Raw genomic sequence first — 11,174 nt, 5'->3', positions numbered from 1 at the left:
GGGTGCGGAAAACGCTTGCGGAGAATTTATTCAGGTTTATTCAGGTCTGTCGGTGAAACCCGCCACAGCCGGACCGACGGATTCCGGAAGGTGCGACAGAGCCAATGTCACCGCCTCTTCCGCGGTGGCGGATTCACCGAGCATTCCGGTGTTCGCATGCCGCAGGACGAGGTACGGGCCGCCGCCGTACTGCGGGGCGATCGCGATCTCGTCGTGGTACGGGCCGTCGGTGCAGGAGCTGAAGGCGACCGTCCAGTGGCTGGTGAACGGGAAGAGCCGCCGCAGCCGGGGTTCCGCGTACGCCGCTTCCACCAGCCGCCCGAACTCGGGGAAGGAAGGAGTGTCGGCCGCCTTCTCCTTCAACCGGTCCCACTGCGCCGCCACCGCCGCCTCAGGTCCGAGCTCATGGGCCTCGGCCAGCGCGTCGACCTGAAGGAAGGGCTGCGCGGCGCGCATCACCGGCGCCGGCGTGCCCGCCGCCCAGGCCGCACCTGCCTCTACGACGTCCCCGAGCTCCCGTGCCTCCCCGGTGAGGATGTCGACCTCTCTGGACCGGCCGACGAGCCGGAAGCCGCGGGCGTCGGCGCGCGGGAACACCAACAATGGGAGCCGTCCGGCGGCCGTGGTGTCGATACCGACCGAATCCGCTATTTCCTTTCGACCGGCAACGAGAACAAGAGGGATATCGAGGCCGGCCGCCGTTTGTTCCAGCGCGTTCGCCAGGCCGCCGGCTTCGATGACGTCCGCATAGAATTCAGAATTCACCCGGACATTGTCGCATTGCGAAACCGGCCGTACCACCTGCTCGGCGGTACGGCCGGAACGCTCCTACCGTGCCGCGTAACCGAAGCTGACGTCCGCGGCCGGCAGACCGCCGGCGCCCGGCTGATACGTCGTGACCGCGGCGACCGAGCCGCCGGCCGTCACGTTGGACAGTGGCAGGGCGTACAGAGTGCCGTAGACCGACGGACCGAAGGGCAGACCGACGTACAGGTTCGTACCGGTGTAGTGGATGCTGCCACCGAGGTGCTGGCCCGCGGCCGCGGTGCCGGGGACACCGTCGCCGTCGCCGATCTCGGTCCAGCGGTCGTTGGCGCCGGGCGAGCCCAGCAGCGAGAAGGTGCTGAACGCGCCCGCGCCCGTCGCCGACGTGCCGATGACCTCGTCCGGGATACCGACGGCCAGTTTGAGGGTGTCGGTGGTGCTCACCGCGCGGGGCGCGGTGTTCACCGCGGTCAGGGTCTGGCCGAAGTGGTCCCCGACCTCGGAGGTGCCGGCCACGTCGTCGCTGTCGGTGCCCGACATGTACGAGTTGAGCTGGGTGTAGGTGCCGGTCGAGGTGATCCCGAAGGTCAGGACGTTGCCCACCTCGGCCTTGGCGACCGAGTCGATGGTCAGGCCCTCGCCCGGCGAACCGACCGCGAGGATCGACTCGTTGGCCGAGGCGGCCCCGGACGGGCGGTAGGGCACGAGCGCCACCGAGCGGCCGAAGTCGTCACCGGCCTCCGCGCCCCCGCTCACCGTGGCCAGGTCCTGGTCGAGGCCGAACAACGGGGTCGGGCGGCTCTCGGCGTTCAGCGTGTTCGGGTCGAAGACGGTGAGGTTGCCGGCGCCGGTGGCCGTGGTGCCGATGGTCTCGCCCGGGGCGCTGATGACGATGTGGTTGGAGTCGGCCGCGAGGGCGCCGCCGAAGCCGTCGTTCGGCTCGATGGAACCGGGGACGTCGAGGCTGTCCTGGTGGATGGAGACGTTGGCGTTGCCGTGGACGTAGAAGGCCTCGCCGGCGTCGGGGGAGGTGCCCAGGTCCTCGCCCGGGCTGCCGATCACCACGAACGGCTCGCCCGCGTTGGTGACTCCGGCCGTGAGCGACGCGCCCAGCTGGTCGCCCGTCTCGTAGCTGGAGGCGGCCAGGGAGCCGGTGCCCGCGCCCTGCTGGAAGTTGGTGTCCTTCAGGGTGCCGGTGCCCAGGCCGCCGGTCGCGCCGTACAGGATGTCGGCCATGCCCGCGTCGGGTGCGGTGCCGAGGTCCTCGGCGGGGGTGCCGACGACCAGGTCGGTGCAGCCGTCCGCGTCGTAGTCGACCGTGTCGATGGCCTGGCCGAATCCGTCGCCGGCCTCCGCGCTGCCGTTGACCCAGTCGAGCGCCTGGTTGATCTCGGCGGTGCCCTTGCCGCCGCCGTAGACGATCCGGACCAGGCCTGCCTTGGCGTTGCTGCCGACCGTGGCCTCGGGGTCGGAGATCGCGATGTCCTCGACGCCGTCGCAGTTGAAGTCGGTGACGGGCGCCGCTCCGGTGGTGGCGGTCACCCAGGCGGACAGGTCGTCGGCGCGGGCGGCGACGGCGCCGGTGCGGGTCTCCGTCTCGCCCATGCAGCCGCCCTGCCAGGACCGGCTGCCGACGCCGACCAGCTGGACGGTGCCGCCTGTCTCGCGCAACAGGGGGCCGCCGGTGTCGCCCTGGCACAACGCGCCGTTCAGGCCGGTGACATTGAGGTCGGCGGTGCCTACGGCGTCCACGTTGAAGGTGGTGGTGTGCGGGCTGTCCGGCACCCACTCGGTGGTGGTACGGCCGTAGCCGACCGCGCGCAACTGGTTGCCGGCGGCGGGCGCGACGGACGCGACGGTCACCGGGGTCACGCCGACGACGGGCCGCGCGAGGCGGGCCAGCACCAGGTCACGGCCGGCCTTCGGCACCAACTGCACCACGGCGCTCGTCTTTCCCGCGACGGTGGCGGTGGCCGCCAGGGCGGGCTTGCCCGCGGCGACGGTCGGCACCTCGGGGTCGGCGGCGAAGCAGCTCGCCGCGGTGAGGATCCAGTCCGAGGCCACGAGGGCGCCGCTGCACGCGCGGGCCGTGTCGTCGGCGCCGAGGGACACCTTGGCGGTGAAGGCATAGGAGCCGGCCGTCACGGTGTCGCCCGTGACGGCATGGGCCGGTACGGCGAGCAGGGCGCCGGCGGTGGCGACGGCCGCCATCAACGCCGCGCCCGCGGAATAACGTGCGGAAGAACGTGCGGAAGAACGTGCGGAAGAACGCAGGGAGGTCACGTTTCTCGATTCCTTGACGCTGGGCACGGCCGGGTCAGCCGGTGACACGGATCTCTACGAGCACGGAGCGGGCGCCGCCCGTGGTGCCCTCGCCGACGCTCTCGAAGCCGCCTTCAGCGACATCGACGGTGCTCGTGGCACCGTTCGCGGTGAGGTCGGCGCTGATCGGGTGGTCACCGGTCTCCAGGGCGAAGACGCGGGGCAGCGAGAGCGTGAGATAGCCGGACGCCGCCGTGGCCTTGAAGCAGTAGTCGCCCCTGCGGCCCACGGTGCTGTCCAGCACGGTGTAGACCCGGATCTGGTCGGTGGAGTCGTCGCAGGTGACGAGCAGGATGTGCCCGTCACCCTTTTTCAGCTCGATGCCGTCCGACGTGAGAATGCCCGCCGCGCCGGGATAGGAGAACCGCTCCACCGCGACGGGCGGAGTGTCGGTCGCGGACGCCGAGGAATCATCGGCGACAGCGAGAGGAACGGCTATCGCCGCTCCCATCAATACGGCCAGCCCAGCAAAAAGCAGATTCCGAGCACGGAAAAACACCGCACCCTCCTTCCGGGCGCGGCAAATTCCATACCGAAAGCCGCTCCCCCCGTGGAAACAGAATTACTAACGACCGTTCACAATCTAACCACAAATAAGCCGCCCGTCAACGAGATTAATTCGCGGCTATTTCGCTGGTTGTGCGGGTAAGGGTGTAGCGCCCAAGCGTGTGCTCAGATGACCACCAGAATCCGACATGCGGTATTTGCCGAGCGGGTGAGCAGGGCCCTTGCGCCGGGCGGACTCGAAGGCGGCGGCCGGGCACCTATGGCCTGCACGCAGCTCGAACGCAGGGATCGCGAGGTCGCAAACTGGCTTTTGCGGACGGTGCCCGACTTACGGAGCTTGAGGTATGTGTCATGCGGGGGGCGGTGGATCCGATTGAACGCCGAGGCGCTGGAAACCAAGCCTGTAAATGGGGCTGGTGGCGGTCGCCTTCCTTCTCGATGGACCGCCCGTACTGCTTTCGCAGCTACCGGGACCGGAAAATGGAAAAGATGGTTCCGGTACTGCCTGCCGAAATCCGCGGATCCCGTCGGCCATTTCTCCCCAGATCCAACCCATGGCCGATCTGACGCCGAACAGCGTACGCGACACGGATACCGAAGTGACGGCGCGGTGACGACCGGACGCCGGCGGGGGGAGCCGCGCCATGACCACGTGGGGCTCGCCGCGCTTGGCGCATGATCGAGCGGGCTCGGCGACGGGGTGGCGGGGCCGGGATGCGGGTATGGCAAAGTCCGCCCTCAAAACGGCCCCCACAACCACTCAGGGGCCCGACCCGCGATGCGGATCAGGCCCCTGACCTGGTGTCACAACTGTCGGGGTGGCGGGATTTGAACCCACGACCTCTTCGTCCCGAACGCGATCGGGGCCCTCGTGACCTTGCTCGTGCGCTGTTGGACTGCCTGTGCGTGTCCTAGTCCGTCCGCTACCGTCCACGGCGGTCTCGGGCAGGCTGCCTGGTTTGGCCCCCCGTTTGGCCCCCTGCTGCGAGCCTCATAGTTGCTTGCCACGCTGGCCACTACCGGCGTGGCGCCGTCAGAAGAGCGTCACAGAGGTTGGCGCACTGCGCTCCGCTGGGTATCGACTCGGTAGAGGCTGTCAGCCTGGTGTGAGTTGCAAGCCGGATGGCTGACAGATGGCCGGCCCTATATCCGATGTCCGAGGGGCATGCAAGGATGTGATGTATGGGAGACAACGACACCGCCAGGACGGTCGCGGTCCCACTCCTGTGGGTGGGGCTTGACGACCTGCCCTTGCTCAGCTCTAACCAGGCGATCGCACAGTTCGATAGTGATCATGTCTACCTTGCCTTTGGTAGCGCAACGCCTCCCGTGCTGATGGGGCAGGACGAGGATGCCGTGCGTGACCAGGCGAAGCAACTGAGCTACGTCCCAGCGCGGACCGTTGCGCGACTCGCTGTGTCCCGGCGGTTCCTGGGGGAGCTAATTGACGTTCTTGAGAAAACGGCGGCTAAGTTTGACGCCCAAGGGGGGGAACAGTGACTTCAACATATGCTGTGCGTCTGAACTCTACAGCCAGTACGAACCAAGGATCTGTGCAGGTCACAGGATCTGGCAATGCTATTCAACCTCCAGCACATCTCATTGCGGTTGTGCCTGAAGTCGTTGAAGTTGATTACGCGGCCGGAGCGGAGATTGTAGACCGCGCTGCGCGACGCAAACTTGGCATCTCCGGGGAAGAGTTCATTGCTCGATGGGATGCAGGGGCATACCAAGGGTCGTCAGAGCAGGTGAAGGCTGAAGAAGTCGCTTTGCTGCTTCCCTTCGCACGCCCAGAAGAGTGAAATGCCCGGTAGAAATCCACACGGAGCCATCGAAGCATTCTTGATGCCGCTGCGGACATCGGCTGCATGTCTGACCAGATCACAGTGGGTGTGCAGTCCGATCAAAGGGCAACCTGTGGGAGAACTCCACACGGTTGCCCTTAATCGTGGTGACCCCGTGTCTCTGGGCGGAGTAGATGTTCGACTCCAATTCGAGGCTTCAATCAAATTCACAGTCGTCGAGCAGGACAAAGACAAATTTGGCCAGGCTGTGGGGTCAAGCGGTCGTTACAAAGTCTCGACGCGTGGCTACATGTATACGGTGATGATGCGTGATGGGGCTGAGTTGATCGCATACCACTGGCATCCTGGTGGCAGTAGTGACGTTGATTTCCCCCATGAGCACATTGGTACAGCTGCGCTGAGTCCGAACGTTCCGCTAACTAGAAGAGATCATCTTCGTACGGGGCGAATGTCGTTCGAGAGCGTAGTGTTTAATTTATTTCAAATCGGAATTACGCCACTAAATTGGAACTATCCGAAGATCCTGGAAATGAATCAGGTGGCGTTCGACAAGTGGAAGACCTGGGGCTAGGGGTGCACGCCTTGGTTATTCCCCACCCTGCCTGAGGATTACTGTGGGAGGAACCCTGGCTTCTCTTGGCCGAGCGAATTTAGTCGGGCTAGGTAGTCTTGTGCTGCGGGTTCTCTCGCGTAACGGCGTTTCATCTCGGCGGCGAGTTCTCGACTTGTCATGATGAGCGATGGCACCGACTGCCGGTCCCCTTCGAGGGCGCGTTCACCCATGATGAGTGCCTGCTCCAAGTCGCCCTCACGTGCTGCCGTGACGCCAAGCGTGACGCGGGCTTCAGCGTTGCGCATTGGTGAGCGCTCGGTACCGTCGAAGTCAGTTCCCGCCCTCAGTACCTCTTCGGCGAGCGTGCGTGCGAGCTTGTCCTCACCGACCAGTCGGTAGCAGTCCATCGCGTAAAAGTCGAACTTAGCCGGGTCCACCACAAAGTGGTTGTCCAGGTTCTCCGGGTACGGCATTCCTTCAAGGATTCGCCGCCCATTGTCCAAGGCGACCTCCACTTGCCGACGGTCTCCGAGTCGCGCCCAGGCTTTGGCTTCCTGGGCAGCGAGTTGCACGGCCACACCGTGGTGCGCCGCTGTCTCGGATCCTGCCCGCGCTGCTGCGATGACGCCGCGATAGTCGCCGGTCGTGAGGGCAAACCATGCACGCATTTCATGCGCCCACCCGGCTACCTCTGCATGTTCTGCCTCGGTCGCGAGCGAGAGCGCGGCCTGTCGCGTCGACTCAGCCGCGTGTCGAGCGCCGGTGTCGTACTCGACACAGCCGACCAGGAGCGCGAGCCAACCGGACAGTGCAAGAACTTCGCGATGCTGGGCGAGCGTGAGGCTCTTTTTGTGAAGGTCAACGACGCGTCGGAGCCATTGCCGGCCCTCGATGAGGAGCTGCTCGCTCGGCATGAACGGATACTCCGAGCTGAGCCGGTCCGCCGTGATCCGCAGCGCATCGAGCGTGGAGTTGTCGACGTCGGACCGGTTGAGGCGACTCACGATCTCCAGCGTCTCCATGCCGGATGCAGCCAGGATCTCCCTGTCGCCGTCCCGCCGTGCTGGCGCCGGGAAGAGTGCGTGCGTCACGGTGCCGAAGAGTGCCGCGATGATCGGCTGGTAGAAGTCGTTCGGCATCTGCCCTGACTCCCAGCGCTTCCACTGGCGAATCATGCTCTCCTCTGCGGGTAGCTCCGTGGGAGCGTGCACCCGCAGTGCCCTGACTGCGTCGCGCTGCGACCAGTCGCGTGCGCCTCGCTCGGCAGCGATGCGCCGCGCCCATGCGGGCCTGTCGTCGGTCATGTCCCCTCCTCCGAGTGCCTGCTCCGAGTCTCACCCGCGCGCCAGGGGGACAGGGAAGGGGACACCGGGGTGTCACTGGACATGTCCCCACCTCCGCCTCTCCGTCCCCTGGCTGTCACTTACGTCTCAACTCCCGTTCCTCGCATGCTGGTTGCAGATCACGCACCATCCGGGGCGGAACGTTCTTCGAGCGCTGCGACCCGTTCAGTCAACGCCTGAATCTGGGAGCGGATTTCCGTGATGTCGTCGTGCACGTCGTTGCTGGGGGAAGCTCCGTCACTGACGAAGTTACCGAGGTTCCCGGCCGAGACAATGAGCCCTTCGGCCCTGAGTGCGGCCAAGCCGTTCTGGATGGTCTGGCTCGCGAAGCCGAACCGGTCGATCAGCTCGCGCTGTGACGGGAGCTTGTCGCCCGGCTTCATCTTCTTGATGTCCGCGCGAAGTGCGTCCGCGACCTGCGCCGCTTTCGGCTTCGGTCCTCCTGTGACAGTCATGCCCTGAGCGTACCCACCACAGCGAACTAGTGCGCATCACTCCCTGGGGGTTGTGCACCACAGCAGACTAGTGCAAGCTAGTCCACGAACCGCCTTCGGAAATTTCGAGGGTGGTAACTGCCTGAACTGCACGAATGGCTCGGGATTGCCCGTATGGCTGCCGCGTGCGGCGGTCGGAAGGCGGCTTCTGCCGCGCGCCGCGGGCCCCGCGCTTACCGCACTTTGAGAACTCAACAGTGGACCGAGGAACTACCGCCTGTCCTCAGCTCCAAGAAGGCGGCTCGCGCGGAGAAAGACTCGCGCACCTGATCTTGCAAGCGGGCCCGGCCTGGCGTTCAGGTCGTCGGCCCCGCTTGCTTCAGAACTGCCCCGATGGTCGTAGGCGGGTTCGACTCCCGCCGGGGCGCTACCCCCTGCCGCAACTTGCGGCTCGGGACTTCCGGAACGGTCACCGTCTCACCAACACGCCTGTACCGCTCCGGCTCCATGTCCCTCCATTTCAGGAGCCCTGAATGCGTACCTACATCGGCGGTCATCAGGCCGTCTCCGTAAACGACTTCATCGAGCTGGCCTTTGGCACTCCGGTTGAGCTGTGGCTCGGGGTCGAGGGCGAGACGAACGAAGAGCGCATGGCCCGTGAGGATGCGGCGCACGACATCCTTGCCGAGAACCCCGAGATGCCCGACGACCTGATTCGCATTGCGGCCGGCGTTGTCGAGGCGCACCCGGAACTGTTCGACGTTGCCCCGCTGGTCCGCACCGCCCGCAGTCACACCGTCCGCCGGGGGGTGGCGGCATGACGACCATGGCCCCCGCCCCCGAGTTCCTGGCCGACCACACCGGCCAGCCGCGCCCGCTGCAAGAGATCCCGCTCACCTACGAGCAGGCCCGGTTGGGCATGGCCTTCCACGAGGCCGGCCATGCCGTGCTGTCGCTGGCCTACGGCATGCACATCGTCTCCTCCGAGGTCATCGCGTGGGAGACGGAGCCCGGCCGGTGGGCACTGACGGGCAGGACCGTGCACCAGGCGGCGGGTACCTCGCCGTGGCACTTCGCGGCGCAGTGCGCGGCCGGCACGCTCGCTCACGTCACCTACCTGATGGCCTACGGGCTGTGGACCCCGGAGCGCTCCGCTGCGTGCGCTGCCGAGCATGACCGTGAGCTGGCCATCGACGTGCTGGCCCGTTTCGGCTACCGGCTCGGTCGCGGTCACGTTCCTGCGGGCGGGAAGTCGTGGGGGATGGTGCAGGGCATGGCCCGCCGCAAGGTCGGCCACCTGTGGCACGAGATCCGCACCACCGCGCACGCCATGAACGAACACACGGTCCTGAGCGGCGACGAGATCGCCGCGCTGACCGGCATGGTCAACCCTCTCTTCCAGGGAGGCGCGGCATGACCGCCACCGACACGACACAGAGCAACGAGCGTGCGGCCGTTCCGCCGCTGACACGACCTGAGTTGGGCCTCGCCGGAATCGGCGCCCTGGCCGCTGCCGGCGTCGGTGCGCTGGGTCTGATCTCCTCCTTCGACGCGGTGTCCGCCGCCGCGCTGCGCTGGGGGTTCAGTACGCCGTGGATGCTGCCGGTCGGTATCGACGTGGCCATCCCGGTGTTCACCGTGGCCAACTTGCTGTTGATCCGGATGGACATGGCGCTCGCGTGGGTGCGGTTCGTGCCCTGGGCGCTCACGCTGATCACGTGCGGGCTGAACGTCGCCGCTGGACACTCCCTGTCCGCGAAGGTCGCGCACGGCACCATGCCGCTGTTGTGGGTGGTGTTCTCCGAGATCGGCGCGCACATCTACGCCGTCCGCATCGGCGCGGCCACCGGCCGGCGCATGGAGAAGATCCGGTTCTCCCGCTGGCTGCTCGCCTTCCCCTCCACCTTCGCACTGTGGCGCCGCATGACGCTGTGGGAGGTCACCTCCTACACCGAGGCACTGAAGCGGGAGAAGGAACGGCAGTTGGCCCACGCGGACCTGCGCGAGACCTACGGCCGCAAGTGGCGGACGAAGACCCCGCGGCGCGAACGCGTGATGCTGCGCATGGGCGAACTCGCCCCCGCCAACGGCGACATGACCGCTCCTCCCGCACCGCCGGAGACCCCGAAGCCCGAACCGCGTAAGGCACCGCGCAAGCAGCCGGCCAAGCCCAAGGCCGCCGCACCGCAACGCACCCCGGCCGACCTGCTCGCCGAAGCCCGCACGCTCACGGCCGACTGGGACGACAGCGCGATCAACGCTGAGGCGCTGCGCAAGGCGCTGCACTGCGGTTCCGCTGCCGCCCGGCAGGTGCGTGACGTCCTGCTCGCCGAACGAGCCGACGGCCGCGCCCTGCACCCCGTCAACGCCAGTGAAGGGGTGGCCGCATGAACACCCTGACCACGGTCCTGCTGTCCACGCTGCCCCTGCTCGCCGGCTGGGCGGTGCACGTGTGGTGGCTGCGAGGCTGCCTGAACACGGCACGGCGTGACCCGCTCACCGGGTTACGCACCCGCGACGGCTTCACCCGCCGCGCCACCACCCTGCTCAAGGACCCACGCGCGGTCGTGGTGCTGGCCGACGTCGACAAGTTCAAGCACATCAACGACACCTACGGGCACCCGGCCGGCGACGCGCTGTTGAAGGCAACCGCCGAACGCCTCGCCCACCACGTCGGACCGCGCGGGGTCGCCGGACGGCTCGGGGGCGATGAGTTCGCCGCCGTCCTGATCGACGACCACGGCACCGCGGCGGACATGCTCGCCGTACTGCACGGCGTGCTCGCCCGACCGGTCGACGGCCAGGACCCTGCCGCGCACACCACGGTCTCACTCGGCTGGGTCCGCGCCGCCGACTTCCCCGCCGATGACCTGTCGGGGCTGTTGCGGCGGGCGGATGAGGCGATGTACGCGGCCAAGCAGGCTCGCGCGGGAATGCGCCGCGCAGGGTTGGGCTGGCTGTTCGCCACGGTCGCCAGTCGCCGTTCCGGACGCGTCGGCGCGCGCACCGATTCTCCGGTCGTTGCGGTGGCCGCCTGATGTCCGGCTACACGAAGTGCTTCGACCCGTCCGGCGCTCAGTTCGGAGTGCCCACCTTCCCCTGGAAGTTCGCTCCGGACGGCTACGCCACCCGCCGCCAACTCCGTGCCGACGGACTGCGTCCGGGCGGTCAGCCGGTCGCCGCGCAGGTGATGCGCCGTCACCGGGGCCGCAAGTCGGGGGTGCAGGTCGCCTACCTCTACCGCGTCGACCTGGCCAAGCCGGTACGGCCGATGACCTCCCGCAAATGCGGTGCGCTCGCGCTGGCGATGCTCGCCCGCCGCACCTGCCCCGAATGCGGCGTGATCTACGACTACTGCCTCCCGACCTCGCTCGGGATGTGCATCCTCTGCGCCTACCCCGAGGAACAGCGCGCCGCCTGAACACCCCTGCACCGCGAGCCGGCG

The 11,174-nt window shown here is 67.1% G+C and carries 12 protein-coding genes; 7 read left to right on the top strand and 5 right to left on the bottom strand.

Translation table 11 applies throughout. The annotated features are described in order from the left end of the window. Nucleotides 1-36: 36 nt before the first annotated feature. The 3 genes from ACIP6U_RS19625 to ACIP6U_RS19615 form a co-directional block, all read right to left on the bottom strand. On the bottom strand, nt 37-801 hold the full coding sequence (locus tag ACIP6U_RS19625) for a DUF6193 family natural product biosynthesis protein (RefSeq protein WP_401719139.1): 765 nt from the start codon (nt 799-801) through the stop codon (nt 37-39). Between the two features lie 27 nt (nt 802-828). Further along, nucleotides 829-2,976 carry a trypsin-like serine protease gene (locus ACIP6U_RS19620; protein WP_401719136.1) on the bottom strand — a complete coding sequence of 716 codons (2,148 nt, stop codon included), beginning with the start codon at nt 2,974-2,976 and terminating at the stop codon, nt 829-831. Nucleotides 2,977-3,082: 106 nt separating this feature from the next. Beyond that, entirely contained in the window at nt 3,083-3,586 is a 504-nt protein-coding gene (locus ACIP6U_RS19615) for a hypothetical protein (protein WP_401719133.1), read from the bottom strand. Nucleotides 3,587-4,776: 1,190 nt separating this feature from the next. Here ACIP6U_RS19615 and ACIP6U_RS19610 point away from each other — a divergent pair. Together ACIP6U_RS19610 and ACIP6U_RS19605 are read left to right on the top strand one after the other, a co-directional pair. Further along, entirely contained in the window at nt 4,777-5,094 is a 318-nt protein-coding gene (locus tag ACIP6U_RS19610; protein WP_401719130.1) for a hypothetical protein, read from the top strand. A 417-nt stretch (nt 5,095-5,511) separates the two neighbouring features. Continuing rightward, nucleotides 5,512-5,970: a hypothetical protein gene (locus tag ACIP6U_RS19605; protein WP_401719129.1), complete on the top strand. Its 459-nt coding sequence runs from the start codon at nt 5,512-5,514 to the stop codon at nt 5,968-5,970. A gap of 38 nt (nt 5,971-6,008) precedes the next feature. Here ACIP6U_RS19605 and ACIP6U_RS19600 read toward each other — a convergent pair whose 3' ends face one another. Next, nucleotides 6,009-7,256, bottom strand: coding sequence for an XRE family transcriptional regulator (locus tag ACIP6U_RS19600; RefSeq protein WP_401719126.1), 1,248 nt, complete (start codon nt 7,254-7,256; stop codon nt 6,009-6,011). 158 nt (nt 7,257-7,414) lie between these two features. Next, nucleotides 7,415-7,750 carry a winged helix-turn-helix domain-containing protein gene (locus ACIP6U_RS19595; protein ID WP_401719123.1) on the bottom strand — a complete coding sequence of 112 codons (336 nt, stop codon included), beginning with the start codon at nt 7,748-7,750 and terminating at the stop codon, nt 7,415-7,417. Nucleotides 7,751-8,262: 512 nt separating this feature from the next. On the opposite strand from ACIP6U_RS19595, the gene ACIP6U_RS19590 reads away from it, so the two are divergent. Genes ACIP6U_RS19590 through ACIP6U_RS19570 form a run of 5 tightly spaced genes read left to right on the top strand, consistent with a single transcriptional unit; the run spans nt 8,263 to nt 11,150 of the window. Beyond that, a complete protein-coding gene (locus tag ACIP6U_RS19590) occupies nt 8,263-8,550 on the top strand; it encodes a hypothetical protein (protein ID WP_401719121.1) in 288 nt (95 codons plus the stop codon). Next, nucleotides 8,547-9,146 carry a hypothetical protein gene (locus tag ACIP6U_RS19585; protein WP_401719118.1) on the top strand — a complete coding sequence of 200 codons (600 nt, stop codon included), beginning with the start codon at nt 8,547-8,549 and terminating at the stop codon, nt 9,144-9,146. Before ACIP6U_RS19590 ends, ACIP6U_RS19585 begins: the two co-directional genes overlap by 4 nt. After that, nucleotides 9,143-10,120: a DUF2637 domain-containing protein gene (locus ACIP6U_RS19580; protein ID WP_401719115.1), complete on the top strand. Its 978-nt coding sequence runs from the start codon at nt 9,143-9,145 to the stop codon at nt 10,118-10,120. Before ACIP6U_RS19585 ends, ACIP6U_RS19580 begins: the two co-directional genes overlap by 4 nt. Next, nucleotides 10,117-10,767: a GGDEF domain-containing protein gene (locus ACIP6U_RS19575; protein ID WP_401719112.1), complete on the top strand. Its 651-nt coding sequence runs from the start codon at nt 10,117-10,119 to the stop codon at nt 10,765-10,767. The genes ACIP6U_RS19580 and ACIP6U_RS19575 overlap by 4 nt, the downstream gene beginning before the upstream one ends. After that, on the top strand, nt 10,767-11,150 hold the full coding sequence (locus ACIP6U_RS19570) for an RRQRL motif-containing zinc-binding protein (protein ID WP_401719110.1): 384 nt from the start codon (nt 10,767-10,769) through the stop codon (nt 11,148-11,150). The genes ACIP6U_RS19575 and ACIP6U_RS19570 overlap by 1 nt, the downstream gene beginning before the upstream one ends. The last annotated feature ends 24 nt before the right edge of the window (nt 11,151-11,174 follow it).

The organism is Streptomyces sp. NPDC088794 (genome assembly GCF_044750545.1).
In the GTDB taxonomy this organism is placed as follows: domain Bacteria; phylum Actinomycetota; class Actinomycetes; order Streptomycetales; family Streptomycetaceae; genus Streptomyces.
This window is presented reverse-complemented; position numbering and strand designations above follow the sequence as displayed.